We start from the raw sequence: 14,207 nt of genomic DNA, 5'->3' as shown, positions 1-14,207 counted from the left end.
CTACTCTTCCGGTGGGGATGCCGCTACCCGCAGATGGGTGACGGTCGCGGAGCGTGATCGGGGCAGGGTGAGGGGTCCCGCTCCGGGCGTGATGCTGCCCAGCAGGCGTGCCCCACGGGCGCCGGTCGCGGCGGGCACGTTCGCCGGAATTCCGTGCCAGGTCAGCCAGCCGAGCAGTGCGGCGAGGTAGGCCTCTTTCGCCGCGCGTGGCAGGCCGAGTTCGTCGCTGGTGGCCAGCCGGACCTCGCCGAGCCAGGCGGCCAGCGCGCGCGTCAGGACCGGATTTTCGACACCGCCACCGGAGGCGACCACGATCCCCGCACCGTGTTCGAGGCAGGCGGCCGCGATCGTGCGGGCGGTCAGCTCGGTGAGCGTGGCGAGCAGGTCGGCGGGGGAGAGGTCGATGCCGTCGAGGTAGTGCGCGTGGAACCGTTCCTTGCCGGTCGACTTCGGCGGGTTCGCCGCGTAGTACGGATCGTCGAGCAGCGTGGCCAGCACGTCCTCGTCGATCGTGCCCAGCGCGGCGAGCGCACCGCCGAGATCACAGCGCTGCCCGGCCCGCCGGGCCGCGAGGTCCAGCAGTGCGTTGCCGGGGCCGGTGTCGTAGGCGATGGTGTCGCCACCCGGGCGGACGACGGTGATGTTCGCGATCCCGCCGATGTTGAGCGCGACGGCGGGCCGGCCGGTGCTCTCGGCGTGCTCGCGCAGCCACAGCCGGTCCAGCGTGCTGGCGAGCGGCGCGCCGTGCCCACCCGCCGCGACGTCACGTGCCCGCAGGTCCGCGACCACGGGCAGCCCGGTGCGCTCGGCGATCCACGCCGGCTGCCCGAGCTGCAGGGTGCCGAGCGCGCGACCGCCTTCGACCCAGTGGAAGGCGGTCTGTCCCAGCGAGGCGACGAGATCCGCGGGGCCGAAGTCCTCGATCGCCCGGGCCGCGGCCTCGGCGAAGGCCTGCCCGACGCGGGTGTCCAGCTTGGCGAGCTGCTCGGCGCTGCTCGTCGCCGGCGGCAGTGCGGCCAGCAGTGCCTCCCGCAGCGCGGGCGGGTAACCGAGCTCCCGGTGCCCGATCGGGACGAGCGTGACCTGACCGTCGTCCAGGCGCAGGTCGGCGACCGCCACGTCGATCCCGTCGACCGAGGTGCCGGAGATGAGCCCGAGGACGCGCGAGGCCATGCGTGAGTGGTCTAGTCCATCGTCCACGAGATTACAAGGCATCCGGTTGCTTTTTCCCGAAGGTTTGCGTTTCCGCGTGCTTGGACGCGGCGAAGCCCGGGGCGTTCCCGCCGGTCCCCGCCCGGATGCGAGGATGAAAACGTGTCAACCAACCTCTGGTTCTGGATCATCCTGGTAGTCGTCGTACTGCTGGCGATCACGCTGGTCACCGGCCTGACCGTGGCGCGCCGCCGCCGGATCAGCCTGCGCGGCCCGGAAGCGCCGGAGCAAGAGGCCAAGCCGAGAGGCGGCGGCTACCAGGCGGGTGGCGGTATCGCGCTCGCACCTGGTGGCGAGCAGGCCCCGCCGCATCCCGCGGGGGAGCGCACCGAGGTCGACGGCCAGCCCGGCGTGGGCGACGACGCGTCCGTCCCGCGTGACGCGCCGCGCCGGTCGATCGTGGACGTCGGCCTGCCCGAGGAGGCGAAGGCCCCGGCCGCCGAGCCGGAACCCGCTCCCGAACTCGTTCCCGAACCCGAGCCCGAACCGGAGCCGCGCGAGGAGATCGCGCCGGCGGGCGGGCGCCTGGAGCGGCTGCGCGGGCGGCTGTCGAAGTCGCGTTCGGTGTTCGGCCAGAGCCTGCTCGGCCTGCTCGGTGCCGGTGACCTGGACGAGGACTCGTGGCAGGACGTCGAGGACACCCTGCTGGTGGCCGACCTCGGCGCCGCCACCACCACGGAGATCGTCGACAAGCTGCGCACCGAGATCACCAGCCGCGGGGTCCGCACCTCCGAAGAGGCGCGGGCGATGCTGCACGACGTGCTGACCGAGGCGCTGGCCACCGACGCCGACCGGGCCGTGCGGGCGCTGCCGCACACCGTCGACGGGCAGAAGCAGCCCGCCGTCGTGCTCGTCGCCGGGGTCAACGGCACCGGCAAGACCACCACCACCGGCAAGCTCGCGCGCGTGCTGGTGGCGCAGGGCAGCAAGGTCGTGCTCGGCGCGGCCGACACCTTCCGCGCCGCCGCCGCCGACCAGCTGCAGACGTGGTCCGAGCGGGTGGGCGCGGAGACCGTGCGCGGCAAGGAAGGTGGCGACCCGGCGGCCGTCGCCTTCGACGCCGTGAAGCGCGGCATGGAGTCCGGCGTGGACGCGGTGCTGATCGACACCGCGGGCCGCCTGCACACCAAGTCCGGGCTGATGGACGAGCTGGGCAAGGTCAAGCGCGTGGTGGAAAAGCAGGCCAAGGTCGACGAGGTGCTGCTCGTGCTCGACGCGACCACGGGGCAGAACGGGCTCGCGCAGGCGCGCGTGTTCCGCGAGGTCGTGGACGTGACCGGGATCGTGCTGACCAAACTGGACGGCACCGCGAAGGGCGGCATCGTCTTCCAGGTGCAGCGTGAGCTCGGGGTGCCGGTCAAGCTGGTCGGCCTTGGCGAGGGTCCGGACGATCTCGCTCCCTTCGAGCCGGAGGCCTTCGTCAGCGCCCTGCTGGGCTGAGTTGGCTCCCCCAAACGGGTGACCGCCGCGGAATCGGGTAACGCGGTCGCTGACGGTCAGGCAGTCTGTTTTCGCACGTCCCGGACGAGACGTGCGAAAACAGACTTTCTGGGGGTCGGCGATGACGAGCGGGTTCGGGGCGGTCCCGGACGATCTACGGCAGACCGCGGGCAAGATCGGTGACGTGATCAGCGGGGTCGCCGATCTGGTGTGGCGCGGGCCGGGTGGCGACTACGGGCACGCCGGCGTGCAGCAGGGCTGGGCGCAGTTCATCGAGGACATGCGCGACAGGGTCCAGAAGCTGCACGCCACGGCGGGCGAGCACGGGGAGAACCTCACGAAGGCCGCGCTCGCCTATGTCGAGTCCGACGAGAAGATCGGTACCGAGCTGTCCCACATCGGCGACGTCATCGGCGATCTCGGCGGCGGTCTCGGAGGCATCGTGCCCAGCGTCGCGGTGGGCACCGGCGACGACGGCGGCATGGTGGGTGGCGGCTGGACGGGTCCGCTCAAGAACGCCGGTATCGATCTCGGCGCTGGTTCGGGCGAAGACGGCGGCATGGTCGGCGGCGGGTGGACGGGTCCGCTCAAGGAAGCGGGCGTGGATCTCGGCGCAGGCGCCGACGCGCACTCCGGAATCATGAGCCCCGAGCGTTCTCGCGAACTGTTCCCGCAGGTCGGCGACGTCGGCAGCGGTTTGCCCAAGTCGGGCGACATCGGCAGCCGTCTCAACCCCGGGGACGAGGGGCCGGTGTACTGATGGCCGCGGAACTCGGGCAGACGACCGATCCCAAGGACCTGATCCCCGGCGAGCCGGAACAGATCAGCAGCGATCTCCGTGAGCTGATCGGCAACATCGACAAGATCGGCACCACGGGCGACGGGCTCAAGGGCGTCAACATCGGCGACTGGACGGGCCAGGGCGCGAACGCGTTCTGGGACGCGTTCAACCCGGAGCCGCCGAAATGGCTCAACACGGTCGAGCTGATCGGCCAGGGCGGCCAGTCGCTCGCCGACTACGGCGACGCGCTGACCTGGGCCCAGTCGGAGGCCCAGCGCGCGATCGAGATCTACACCCAGGCGCAGGCGGCCTCCCAAGCCGCGGCCGAGCAGTACAACGCGCAGGCCACGCAGGCCTCGGCCGCCGGGCAGACGGTCGCGCCGTTCCAGGACCCCTTCGCGGCGGCCGCGCAGGACGCGCAGACCGTCCTGGCCAACGCACGCGACAAGCTCGCCGCCGCCGGCGGTGCGGTCGCCGAGGCGTTCGGCATGAAGTCCGACGGCGAGGGCGGCTACAAGAAGGACATCGGCGAGGGCTACGAGTTCGGCGCCGACGCCCGCAAGAAGACCAAGTGGGACAAGGAAAAGGGCGAGTGGGTCGACCCGGGCGGCTGGCAGCGCAACGGGCGTAACAAGAGCTACTCGGGCGAGTGGGGTTCCCAGTCCGACGGCATGATGCACGACAAGATCGCCGACACCCTCAAGTCGCTCGGCTTCGACATCGACGAGAAGACCTACAAGGCGTCGGCGGAGACGTCCTGGCTCGACGGCAAGGTCGAGGGCGACTTCTCCTCCGGTCCTTTCTCCGGTCAGGGCAAGCTCGAAGGTTCGGTGCTGGGGGCCGGCGCGAGTGCCGAGGCGACGGTCAGCGCGCTGGGCGTGAGCGGTTCCGCCAACGCCGAGGCCTATCTGGCCAAGGGCAGCGCCGAGGGCGAGGTCAAACTCGGCGACCACGCCGGGGTCTCGGGCTCGGCCGAAGGCATGATCGGCGCGCAGGCCAGCGCCGAGGGCAGCGCGGGCTGGACGGGCGTGCAGGGCAGCGCCGAGGCCTTCGCCGGTGCGAAGGTGGAAGGCCAGGCCAGCGCCGAGGTCGCCGGTGTCAGCGCCGGTGTGCACGGTGAGGCGTGGGCCGGTGTCGGCGCCGAGGCCAGTGGTCAGTTCGGGATGGGCGACGACGGCAAGTTCCACGTCGGCGCCTCGGTCGGCGTGGCGCTCGGCGTCGGTGGCAAGGTCGGCTTCGACTTCGCCGTCGACCCCGGCGAGGTCGTGGATACGGTGAAGGACGTCGCCGGCGATGTGGCGGATGTGGCCTCCGACGTCGGCCACGGGATAGCGAACGCCGCCGACGCGGTCGGCGATTTCGTCGGCGGCATGTTCTAGCGACAACGGATACGGAGACAAAGTGGTTGCCACGATTCCGGTGCCGATCCAGTTCTCGCTGCCCGAGGGCTGGCGATCGGTGCCACCGGACCGGGTCGACGCGGGCGAGGCCGCGTTCGTAGCGCTGCGGCCCCCGGGCGTGAAGGGCTTCACCCCCAACATCACGATCGCGGGCAAGCTGCACGACGCCGCCGAACCGCTGGCCAAGCTGGCGGACGAGGCGGTCGAACGCCTGCGCCGGGGCGCGCCGGACGCCGAGATCGGCAAGCGCAAGGAGTCCGGGTCCGAGGCCAATCCCGGGCTCACCCAGACGGTGCGGATGACGCTGCTGCTGAACAACCAGCCCGAGCATCTGGTGCAGCTGCAGGTGTTCCTCGGCATGCGCGACACCCGCGACCCGAGCCGTAACGCGGTGCTGGAGATCGTGCTCAGCGCTCTGGCCGAGCAGTTCCAGGACGTCGTCGGGGACTTTCAGCAGTTCGTGTCGTCCATCAAGCCGGAAGAGGCAACGTCATGAGCCATTACGCGGACCAGTTGCTCCGCCGTATCGAGGCGATCGACACGGCGGCCGCCGACAACCGCAGACGCACCGAGGCCTATCAGCAGATGTCGGACGAGCTCAAGGAGGTCACCGGGACGGCCAGTTCGCCGGACGGCGTGGTCACCGTGGTCGCCGGGCCCGGCGGTGAGGTCAAGTCGGTCAGCTTCGGCGAGCGCGTTCGCGATCTGGCGCCCGCCGCGCTGGCGGCGTCGGTGACCCACACGATCGCCGCGGCCCGCGCCGAGGCGGCGAAGCAGCAGGCGGAAGTGGTGCGGCACGGCCTCGGGGACAGCGACCTGCTCGACAAGGTGCTCGACTCCGACGAGCAGATCTTCGGCGCTCAGCGCCCCGGCGACCCGGGGCCGCCTCCGCCGGGACTGCCGCCCGAGCCCGAGCAGGCCCCGTACCAGTACCAGCCGCAGAGCGCGCCGCAGCCGCAGGCCACGCCACGGCCCGCGGCGCCGAGGCCTGGTGGGGCGTCCCGCGGCGCTGCCGCCCACGAGGACGACTACTTCGAGGGCTTCAACGTGCTCGGAGGTGGACCCGGCCGATGAGCCTCGGGGTAGGTCTCACGATCGCCATCGGCGGGACGTTGCTGGTGGCCGCCGCGATCACGTGGCTGGTGATCGCGCTCGGCCGGTCCAACAAGGCCGCCGAGGGCAAGGCGCTCGCGCGATTGCGGGAGGAGGCGCCGAAACGCGGCTGGAGCTACGCCGAACGCGACGATTCCCTCGTCGAGGTGTTCAACGCGCAGCCCCAGTTCTCGGTGATCGGCAATCCGCTGGAGCCCTTCGTCGGCACGCCCGAGGCACTGCACGCGAACCAGGTGATCACCGGCGTGCATCGCGGCCGTTCGTTCGTCGCCGCGGTGTTCGACGTGCAGCACAAGGGCCAGGTGTTCCCGGTGGGCGCGGTCTGGATCCGGCTTCCCGCGATGCGTCCCTGGCTCGCCGTCAAACGCGTGGCCGGGACGCAGAGCCGCGTCCGGGCAGCGATCGGGCACGGCGACATCGTGTTCGGCTATCCCGGCTTCGACGAGCGGTTCCAGGTCGACTGCGAGAACGAGCAGTTCGCCCGCGCCGTCATCACCCCGCAGGTCGCGAGCTTCGTGATGAACGCTCCCCGCGAGGTGACCGGGTTCGCCGTCTACGGCGATCAGTTCACTGTGGACGATCGCGTCGGCGACCACCGCGATCCGGACCGGCTGATCCCGGCGCTCGATCTGCGGTGCGATCTGCTCGACCTCATTCCGGCGATGGTGTGGACGTAGGGAGCGGATCGAGTCGATGAGTGTCGGGGCGGTCATCGCGATCGCGGTCGGCGGGACGGTGCTCGTGGCCGCCGCGATCGTCTGGCTCGTGGTCTGGCTCAACCGGTCGAACCGGGAGCGCGAGCAGGCCGCACTCGGCGGGCTCCGGGACGAGCTCGCGCGGCGCGGCTGGAGCTACGCCGAACGCGACGATTCGGTGGCGGATCTCTACACCCGCCAGCACCGCGAGTTCGCATTGCCGAATGCGCTGCATCCCTTCGCGGACCCGCCGAGGGCCTCGGGTGCGCGTGATGTCATCACCGGCACCCATCGCGGCAGGCCCTTCGTCGCGGCCGTGCTCGACACCGTTCACCGCGGCAGCGCGGGCCCGGAGCTGTGCGTCCGGGTGCGGGCTCCGGCCGCGCGGCCTTCGCTGACCGTGCGCAAGGTCGCCAAGGCGGAGAGCCGGGTGAACAACGCGATCGGCCGCGGCGACATCGCCTCCGGCAATCCGGAGTTCGACGACCGTTTCGAGGTCCTGTCCGAAGATCCGCGGTTCGCGGCGGCGGTGGTGAGCTCGGAACTGGCCGGATTCCTCGTCGCCGAGCAGCGGCGGCTGCGCGGTTTCATGTTCTTCGCCGACCACCTCGACGCTCTCGACCAGATCACCGACCATCGGGACCCGGCCCAGCTCATTCCCGCGCTGGACCTGCGTTGCGATCTTCTCGACCGTATTCCGACCACTGTCTGGGCTTAGGAGTTTCCTTGAAGCTGCGTGCTTTCCCGCTCGTCGTCGCCGCCGGCCTCACCTTGTTCGGGTGTTCGTCCAAAGGGGACACCGTCGCGAAGGACACCCTCGAGCAGGGCATCACCGACACGCTCACGAAGGCCGTCGGCCAGCGACCCGACAAGGTCGAATGTCCCGGCCCGATCAAGGCCGAGGCCGGGCAGACCATGCGCTGCGTGCTGACGGCGGGCAGCACCCGTTACGGCCTGAGCGCGACCATCACCTCCTACGAGAACGGCACCGCGCACTACCGGGCCCAGGTCGATCAGCAGCCCATGCGCTGATCGGAAGAAAACTCGCGAAACGACCCAAAACGCGGGAACCCGCTCGCCCGGCACGCCGTCGTAGTCGCAGGTTCGGAGAAGCGAAACCGGCAGGTGGGATTCCAGACATGACGAGCGGGTTCGGAACAGTCCCTGATGAGCTGCGGCAGGCAGCGGGCCAGATCGGCGGAGTGATCCGAGAGGCCGCCGACCTCGTGTGGCAAGGACCGAGCGGCGATTACGGCCACGCCGGCGTGCAGCAGGGCTGGGGCCAGTTCATCGACGACATGAAGAAGTCCGTCCAGAACCTGCACGACAAGGCCGACGACCACGGCATCGACCTCAAGGGCGCCGCGTCCGCCTACGAAGAGCAGGATTCGGGCGTCGGCCGGCTCGTCGGCGGTATCGGCGAGCTGGTCGATTCCGCGGGCTCGTCCGGTTTCGTCAATCCCGCTGTCACCAAGGGCCTCGGCGGCGCGGTCGGCTCCATCGCGAGCCGGCTGGACGGCGACGGGCCGGAAGGGGCGCTGTACTGATGGCGGAGCTGGGGCAGACCACCAACCCGAGGGACCTGATCCCCGGCGATCCGGAGCGCATCGCCGCCGATCTGCGCTCCCTCGTCGGCACGATCCGGGGTGTCGGCAACGTGGGCAGCGGGCTGGGCGGGGTCGACCCGGCCCAGTGGGAGGGACAGGGCAGCGCGGCCTTCCGCGAGTCCTTCGGCGATCACGTGCCGCGCTGGCAGGCCACGGTCGGCACGATCGGCCAGGGCGCGCAGCGGCTGGCCGACTACGGCGACACGCTCACCTGGGCGCAGCGCGAGGCGCAGGCGGCCATCGAGGAGTACACCCAGGCGCAGGCGGCGAGCCGGGCGGCGCAGGCACAGCAGCAGGCGCAGTCCGCCCGGTCCGGTGGCGACGCCGCGGCTCCCGCGGACGATCCGGGCTCGGAGGGCGCGCAGGCGGCGCAGTCCCGGCTGGCCAAGGCGCGCGCCAAGCTGGAGCAGGCCGGCACCAAGGTCGCGGGCGCACTCGCGCTCGAACCGGATGGCGAGGGTGGCTTCACGCTCAAGGAGGGCGAGAAGGAGTACGGCGCCGACAACCGGCAGACCCGCAAGGTGCGCGACCCCGTCACCGGCGAACTGGTCGACGAGGACCCGGGCGGCTGGCAGAACAACAAGGGCGGCCGCAGCTACAACCGCGAGTTCGGCAACCCGGCCGACGGCCTGCTGGGCGACAAGATCGACGGGTACCTCAAGGCGCTGGGCATCGACGTCCCGGAGAAGACCTGGGAAGCCTCGGCCGATGTGGACGTGCTCGGCGGTAAGGCCGAAGGCAAGTTCGAGAACGGGCCGTTCTCCGGCGAGGGCAAGGCCGAGGGCTCGCTGCTGGGCGCGGGCGCGGAGGCGCACGCGTCGGCGAGCGCGCTGGGTGTGAGCGCCGGGGCCGGCGCGGAGGCGTACCTGGCGAAAGGCAGCGCGGAGGGCCAGCTCAACCTCACCGACCACGCCAACGTGCAAGGCAGCGCCGAAGCCATGGTCGGTGCCAAGGCCGAGGCCCAGGGCAGCGTCGGCTGGACCGGTGCGGAGGGCAGCGCCGAGGCGTTCGCCGGGGCCAGGGCCGAGGGCGATGTGGGTGCCGAGGTCGCCGGTGTCGGTGCGGGTGCGCACGGCGAGGCGTGGGCCGGTGCGGGCGCCGAGGCCAGTGGCCAGGTCGGCATGGGCGACGACGGCAAGTTCCACGTCGGCGGCTCGGTGGGCGTGGCGCTGGGCGTCGGCGGGAAGGTCGGGTTCGACGTCAGTGTCGATCCGGGTGAGGTCGTCGACACCGTCACCGACGTGGGTAAGGACGTCGGCGACGTGGCCTCGGACGTCGCCGGTGGCGCCAAGAAGGTCTGGGATTCCGTCTTCTGACATCCGGTTTGGAGTAAGCAGTGGTAGCGACCCTCCCCGTGCCGATCGAGTTCTCGTTGCCCGAGGGCTGGCGGTCGGTGTCCCCGGACGAGGCGGGCGCGGAGCAGGCCGCGTTCGTGGCGCTGCGCCCGCCCGCCGGCCGGGGCTTCACGGCCAACATCACGATCAGCGGCGAGGTCCGCGGCGCCGACGAGCCGTTGACACGCCTCGCGGACGAAGCCGTCGACAAGCTGCGGGCCTCCGGGCGCGACGTCCACTTAGGACGGCGCAACGAGGTTGGTTCCGCGGCGAGGTCCGCGGCGCCGACGAGCCGTTGACACGCCTCGCGGACGAAGCCGTCGACAAGCTGCGGGCCTCCGGGCGCGACGTCCACTTAGGACGGCGCAACGAGGTTGGTTCCGCGGCGAGTCCCGGGCTGACGCAGGCCGTGCGGATGACGGTCGATGTGCACGGCGCGCCGCGGGAGATCGGGCAGTTCCAGGTGTTCATCGCGATGCGCGACAGCCATGACGAGCACCGGCGTGCCGTCCTGCACGTCGTGCTGACCGCGTTGCCGGACCAGTTCGACGAGGTGTTCGGCGAGTTCCAGCGGTTCCTGTCGACGATCCGGCCCGAGGCGGCGCGATGAGCGACGAAGCCGAGCGCCTGCTGCGGCGCATCGAGGCGATCGAAAGCGCGGCGGCGGACAACCGGCGGCGCGCCGAGGCCTACGAGCAGACGGTCGAGGAGATGAAGACCGTGACCGCGACGGTCACCTCGCCCGACGGCATGGTGACGGTGGTGTCCGATTCCGGCGGCGATGTGCGGCAGATCAAGTTCGGCGGCCGGGCCGGGCAGGCCGACCCGGCCGTGCTGGCGAAGACCGTGACGCAGACGGTGGCGGCGGCGACGGCGGCCGCGGCACGGATGCAGGCCGAGGTGGTGCGCCGCGGTCTCGGGGAGTCCGATGTGCTCGACCGGGTGCTGGCGCGGGAACCGGCTGCGGCGCCGCCGGTCCCGGTCCGTCAGGAGCCCGCGCAGGAGGACCGGTTCTTCGAGGGCTTCACCGTGTTCGGCCGCGGCAGGCGCTGAGCTCTCGTTCGGGTGATGGCGGGCAAACCCCACCCGGCGGACGGGAATCTCGAGCACGCTCGGTCCGGTGAGTGTCGGCGTGATCATCGCGATGGCGGCCGGTGGAACCGTGCTGCTCGCCGCGGGCCTGACCTGGATGGGCGTCTGGCTCAACAAGTCCTACAAACGAGACGAGCAGGCCGCGCTCGGCCGGTTGCGGGAGGAGATGCCGCGGCGTGGGTGGACGTTCGCGGAGCGGGACGACACCGTGGCCGAGCTGTACACCCGGCAAATGGCCCAGTTCGGCGGGCGGGACCCACGCAAGCCGTTGGCCGGGCCGCCGAAGGCCACAGCCGCGCCCAACGTCATTACCGGTGTCCACCGTGGACGGCCGTTCCTCGCGGCCTCACTCGACACGTATTACAACGGCGAATTCAGCGAGGTGTGCTGCGTCTGGGTGCGCACGCCGACAGTGCGGCCGACGACGCTCGTGCAACGGGCGGTGCCCGTCGCGAGCAAGATCAACAACGCGATCTGGGGCGAGGTGCGCACCGGGCATCCGCAGTTCGACGAGATGTTCGACGTCTGGTCGGAGGATCCGGGGTTCGCCGTCGCCATGCTGAGCCCGGCCCTGATCGAGTTCCTGATTCACGATCCGGAGACGTTCCGGGACATCACGGTCTTCGCCGACCACCTCGAGGTGCTGGACCGGGTCGGCGATCACCGCGACCCCGCCAGGCTGATCCCGGCGCTGGACCGGCGCTGCGACATTCTCGACCGTATTCCCCGGACCGTCTGGGCTTGAGAGGGCGAACCTGTGATCCGTAACGCGATCTTCGCGCTGTATGGTGCCGCGCTGGTGCTCGGCGGTTGCACCGTGAAGGTGGAGAAGCCGGCCCCGACCATCAGTCAGGCCGAGTTCGAACGGGGCATCGCCGACGCGCTCCAGCAGTCGGTGGGGACGCGCCCGGACACCGTGACCTGCCCGGGGCCGGTGGCCGCGACGGTGGGACGGACGGTGCGCTGCACCCTGACCGCGGGCACAACACGGGCAGGGCTCACCGCGGAGATCGTCAGCATCGACAACGGCAAGGCCAACTATCACGTCATGGTCGATGACAAACCCTTGAGCTAGGCACTCAAATCCTCGTTCGCCAGGTGTGCCGACAGGGTGGCGGCCACGCGCTGCACCGCCGGGGCGATCCGCGACACCGCTTCCTTCGTGAGGCGGCCTTCCGGGCCGGACACCGACACCGCGGCCGGCGCCGGCGTGCCGGTCAGCGGTACGGCGACGCACCGCACACCCAGTTCCTGCTCGCTCTCGTCCACCGCGTAGCCCTGTTTCGCGATCTTGGCCAGGGCCCGCAGCATCTCGTCCGGATCGGTCACCGTGTGCTCGGTGTAGGACGGCATCCCGGTGCGTTCCAGCAGCGCCCGCACATCCTCGGCGGGCAGCTGCGACAGGATCGCCTTGCCGACGCCCGTGCCGTGCGGCAGCAGACGCCGCCCGACCTCGGTGAACATCCGCATCGAGTGTTTCGAGGGCACCTGCGAGACGTACACGACCTCGTCGCGCTCCAGGACCGCCAGATTGGCCGTCTCGCCGACCTCGTCGACCAGCTCCGCCAGCAGCGGCCGGGCCCAGGTGCCGAACTGCATGCTCGCGTTTTCACCCAGCCGGATGAGACGGGCGCCGAGCGCGTACCGGCGGTTGGTGTTCTGCCGGACGTATCCGAGCGCGACCAGGGTGCGGATCAGCCGGTGGATCGTGGGCATGGGCAGCCCCGAACTGGCCGCCAGCTCGGACAGGCTCGCCTCGCCACCCGTATCGGCCAGCCGTTCGAGCAGCTCGAACGCCCGCCGCAACGACTGAACGCCCCCGTCGCGGGAACCCTTCTCCTCGGCCACATGCTCTCCTCGCGTTGAGCTTCCGCTATGCAGAAACTATACTCCGGATTGAGAAAAACCGTACGGATGTACTTCTTCTTTCAGATCGACACGGTTGGAGTGTTGCAGCATGTCTGAGGTCCAGGTGGTCGGTGCCAAGGTCGACGGGACCGAGCACATCCTGACTCCGGAGGCCCTGGAGTTCCTGGCCGGTCTGCACGACAACTTCGCCGCCCGGCGCGACGAGCTGCTCCAGGCGCGCGTCCAGAAGCGCGAGCAGGCCAAGCGCACGGGACGGCTGGACTTCCTGCCGGAGACCAAGGAGATCCGCGAGTCCGAATGGCAGGTGGCCGAGGCGCCGGCCGCGCTGCGCGACCGGCGCGTCGAGATCACCGGCCCCACCGATCGCAAGATGACGATCAACGCCCTCAACTCGGGCGCCAAGGTGTGGCTGGCCGACTTCGAGGACGCGAACACGCCGCACTGGGCCAACGTGATCGGCGGGCAGGTCAACCTGCACGACGCGATCCGCGGCACGATCACGCTGGACTCCAACGGCAAGCACTACGAGCTGCGCAAGGACGCGCCGTTGGCCACCATCGTGGTCCGCCCGCGTGGCTGGCACCTCGACGAGCGCAACCTGACCTTCGGCGGCCGCAAGGGCGTCGGCGCGCTGGTCGACTTCGGCCTGTACTTCTTCCACAACGTGCGCGCGCTGCTGGCCGCCGACAAGGGCCCGTACTTCTACCTGCCCAAGATGGAGAGCCACCTCGAAGCGCGGCTGTGGAACGACGCGTTCACCTGGGCGGAGAAGGAGCTGGGCATCCCGCACGGCACCATCCGCGCCACCGTGCTCATCGAGACCATCCCGGCCGCGTTCGAGATGGAGGAGATCCTCTACGAGCTGCGTGAGCACGCCTCGGGCCTGAACGCCGGCCGCTGGGACTACCTGTTCAGCATCATCAAGTACTTCCGCGACGCGGGCGAGAAGTTCGTGCTGCCGGACCGCAACAGCGTGACCATGACCGCGCCGTTCATGCGTGCCTACACCGAGCTGCTGGTGCGCACGTGCCACAAGCGCGGCGCGTTCGCGATCGGCGGGATGGCGGCGTTCATCCCGAGCAAGGACCCGGAGGTCAACGAGAACGCCTCCAAGAAGGTGCACGCCGACAAGTCCCGCGAGGCCAACGACGGTTTCGACGGCTCGTGGGTCGCGCACCCCGGCATGGTCGGCCTGTGCCGCGAGGAGTTCGACAAGGTGCTCGGCGACAAGCCGAACCAGCTCGACCGCAAGCGCGAGGACGTGAACGTCACCGCGGACGACCTGCTCAACGTCGCCGCCACCGAGGGCGCGGCCACCGCGGCGGGGCTGCGCGGCGCGGTCGACGTCGGCGTGCGCTACATCGCGTCCTGGCTGGGCGGCAACGGCGCGGCGGGCATCCACAACCTGATGGAGGACGCCGCGACCGCCGAGATCTCGCGTTCGCAGGTGTGGCAGTGGGTGCAGAACGGCATCACGCTGGACAACGGCGAGAAGGTCACGCGCGACCTGGTCAAGACGGTGCTCGACGAGGTGCGCAAGGAACTCGACGGCGAGATCCCGAACGATCTGCTCGCGCCCGCCGTCGAGCTGTTCGAGGAGGTCGCGCTCGCCGAGCAGTACGTCGACTTCCTGACGCTGTCGGCCTACGAGCGGATTTCCTGAC

General features: G+C 70.6%; 18 protein-coding genes. 16 read left to right on the top strand and 2 right to left on the bottom strand.

What is annotated here, in order from left to right; translation table 11 throughout:
• Positions 1 to 1,173 (bottom strand): anhydro-N-acetylmuramic acid kinase, encoded by a 1,173-nt coding sequence (locus HFP15_RS26700; protein WP_168519504.1) that lies wholly within the window; start codon positions 1,171 to 1,173, stop codon positions 1 to 3.
• A gap of 141 nt (positions 1,174 to 1,314) precedes the next feature.
• Between HFP15_RS26700 and ftsY the strand changes: the two genes are divergently transcribed.
• The 15 genes from ftsY to HFP15_RS26625 all read left to right on the top strand — a co-directional run bounded on the left by ftsY (position 1,315) and on the right by HFP15_RS26625 (position 11,749).
• The gene (gene ftsY / locus HFP15_RS26695) at positions 1,315 to 2,652 is read left to right on the top strand and encodes a signal recognition particle-docking protein FtsY (protein WP_168519503.1); all 1,338 of its coding nucleotides are present in this window, start codon (positions 1,315 to 1,317) and stop codon (positions 2,650 to 2,652) included.
• A gap of 121 nt (positions 2,653 to 2,773) precedes the next feature.
• Positions 2,774 to 3,412, top strand: coding sequence for a hypothetical protein (locus tag HFP15_RS42255; RefSeq protein WP_210717882.1), 639 nt, complete (start codon positions 2,774 to 2,776; stop codon positions 3,410 to 3,412).
• Positions 3,412 to 4,812, top strand: coding sequence for a putative T7SS-secreted protein (locus HFP15_RS26685; protein WP_168519502.1), 1,401 nt, complete (start codon positions 3,412 to 3,414; stop codon positions 4,810 to 4,812). The genes HFP15_RS42255 and HFP15_RS26685 overlap by 1 nt, the downstream gene beginning before the upstream one ends.
• Before the next feature lie 22 nt (positions 4,813 to 4,834).
• A complete protein-coding gene (locus HFP15_RS26680) occupies positions 4,835 to 5,329 on the top strand; it encodes a DUF1795 domain-containing protein (RefSeq protein ID WP_168519501.1) in 495 nt (164 codons plus the stop codon).
• Positions 5,326 to 5,907, top strand: a complete 582-nt coding sequence (locus tag HFP15_RS26675) for a YbaB/EbfC family nucleoid-associated protein (RefSeq protein WP_168519500.1) — start codon at positions 5,326 to 5,328, stop codon at positions 5,905 to 5,907. Before HFP15_RS26680 ends, HFP15_RS26675 begins: the two co-directional genes overlap by 4 nt.
• The gene (locus HFP15_RS26670) at positions 5,904 to 6,623 is read left to right on the top strand and encodes a hypothetical protein (RefSeq protein ID WP_168519499.1); all 720 of its coding nucleotides are present in this window, start codon (positions 5,904 to 5,906) and stop codon (positions 6,621 to 6,623) included. The genes HFP15_RS26675 and HFP15_RS26670 overlap by 4 nt, the downstream gene beginning before the upstream one ends.
• Positions 6,624 to 6,639: 16 nt before the next feature.
• A complete protein-coding gene (locus HFP15_RS26665; protein WP_168519498.1) occupies positions 6,640 to 7,359 on the top strand; it encodes a hypothetical protein in 720 nt (239 codons plus the stop codon).
• Positions 7,360 to 7,367: 8 nt separating this feature from the next.
• On the top strand, positions 7,368 to 7,673 hold the full coding sequence (locus HFP15_RS26660) for a DUF4333 domain-containing protein (protein ID WP_168519497.1): 306 nt from the start codon (positions 7,368 to 7,370) through the stop codon (positions 7,671 to 7,673).
• Between the two features lie 107 nt (positions 7,674 to 7,780).
• Positions 7,781 to 8,188 (top strand): WXG100 family type VII secretion target, encoded by a 408-nt coding sequence (locus HFP15_RS26655; protein ID WP_168519496.1) that lies wholly within the window; start codon positions 7,781 to 7,783, stop codon positions 8,186 to 8,188.
• Positions 8,188 to 9,564: a putative T7SS-secreted protein gene (locus tag HFP15_RS26650; RefSeq protein ID WP_168519495.1), complete on the top strand. Its 1,377-nt coding sequence runs from the start codon at positions 8,188 to 8,190 to the stop codon at positions 9,562 to 9,564. Before HFP15_RS26655 ends, HFP15_RS26650 begins: the two co-directional genes overlap by 1 nt.
• Before the next feature lie 20 nt (positions 9,565 to 9,584).
• Entirely contained in the window at positions 9,585 to 9,881 is a 297-nt protein-coding gene (locus tag HFP15_RS26645) for a hypothetical protein (RefSeq protein ID WP_168519494.1), read from the top strand.
• Positions 9,878 to 10,192, top strand: a complete 315-nt coding sequence (locus HFP15_RS26640) for a hypothetical protein (protein WP_168519493.1) — start codon at positions 9,878 to 9,880, stop codon at positions 10,190 to 10,192. The genes HFP15_RS26645 and HFP15_RS26640 overlap by 4 nt, the downstream gene beginning before the upstream one ends.
• Positions 10,189 to 10,635, top strand: a complete 447-nt coding sequence (locus HFP15_RS26635; RefSeq protein ID WP_168519492.1) for a YbaB/EbfC family nucleoid-associated protein — start codon at positions 10,189 to 10,191, stop codon at positions 10,633 to 10,635. Before HFP15_RS26640 ends, HFP15_RS26635 begins: the two co-directional genes overlap by 4 nt.
• 67 nt (positions 10,636 to 10,702) lie before the next feature.
• Entirely contained in the window at positions 10,703 to 11,419 is a 717-nt protein-coding gene (locus tag HFP15_RS26630; RefSeq protein WP_168519491.1) for a DUF3137 domain-containing protein, read from the top strand.
• Between the two features lie 12 nt (positions 11,420 to 11,431).
• Positions 11,432 to 11,749: a DUF4333 domain-containing protein gene (locus HFP15_RS26625; RefSeq protein ID WP_168519490.1), complete on the top strand. Its 318-nt coding sequence runs from the start codon at positions 11,432 to 11,434 to the stop codon at positions 11,747 to 11,749.
• Here HFP15_RS26625 and HFP15_RS26620 read toward each other — a convergent pair.
• Entirely contained in the window at positions 11,746 to 12,522 is a 777-nt protein-coding gene (locus HFP15_RS26620) for an IclR family transcriptional regulator (protein WP_168519489.1), read from the bottom strand. The genes HFP15_RS26625 and HFP15_RS26620 overlap by 4 nt on opposite strands.
• Before the next feature lie 109 nt (positions 12,523 to 12,631).
• Here HFP15_RS26620 and aceB point away from each other — a divergent pair, with 109 nt between their 5' ends.
• The gene (gene aceB / locus HFP15_RS26615; RefSeq protein WP_168519488.1) at positions 12,632 to 14,206 is read left to right on the top strand and encodes a malate synthase A; all 1,575 of its coding nucleotides are present in this window, start codon (positions 12,632 to 12,634) and stop codon (positions 14,204 to 14,206) included.
• Position 14,207: the final 1 nt, after the last annotated feature.

This window comes from Amycolatopsis acididurans (genome assembly GCF_012328925.1).
Classification (GTDB): domain Bacteria; phylum Actinomycetota; class Actinomycetes; order Mycobacteriales; family Pseudonocardiaceae; genus Amycolatopsis_E; species Amycolatopsis_E acididurans.
The sequence above is the reverse complement of the archived record's forward strand: the minus strand, read 5'-3'. Positions and strand labels throughout refer to the sequence as shown.

Bases quoted from the DNA above. Each gene is read 5' to 3' on its own strand.
- HFP15_RS26700 (WP_168519504.1), bottom strand. From the start codon at position 1,173: ATGGCCTCGCGCGTCCTCGGGCTCATCTCCGGCACCTCGGTCGACGGG.
- HFP15_RS42255 (WP_210717882.1), top strand. From the start codon at position 2,774: ATGACGAGCGGGTTCGGGGCGGTCCCGGACGATCTACGGCAGACCGCG.
- HFP15_RS26655 (WP_168519496.1), top strand. From the start codon at position 7,781: ATGACGAGCGGGTTCGGAACAGTCCCTGATGAGCTGCGGCAGGCAGCG.
- HFP15_RS26670 (WP_168519499.1), top strand. From the start codon at position 5,904: ATGAGCCTCGGGGTAGGTCTCACGATCGCCATCGGCGGGACGTTGCTG.
- HFP15_RS26685 (WP_168519502.1), top strand. From the start codon at position 3,412: ATGGCCGCGGAACTCGGGCAGACGACCGATCCCAAGGACCTGATCCCC.
- HFP15_RS26675 (WP_168519500.1), top strand. From the start codon at position 5,326: ATGAGCCATTACGCGGACCAGTTGCTCCGCCGTATCGAGGCGATCGAC.
- HFP15_RS26650 (WP_168519495.1), top strand. From the start codon at position 8,188: ATGGCGGAGCTGGGGCAGACCACCAACCCGAGGGACCTGATCCCCGGC.
- HFP15_RS26635 (WP_168519492.1), top strand. From the start codon at position 10,189: ATGAGCGACGAAGCCGAGCGCCTGCTGCGGCGCATCGAGGCGATCGAA.
- aceB (WP_168519488.1), top strand. From the start codon at position 12,632: ATGTCTGAGGTCCAGGTGGTCGGTGCCAAGGTCGACGGGACCGAGCAC.
- HFP15_RS26665 (WP_168519498.1), top strand. From the start codon at position 6,640: ATGAGTGTCGGGGCGGTCATCGCGATCGCGGTCGGCGGGACGGTGCTC.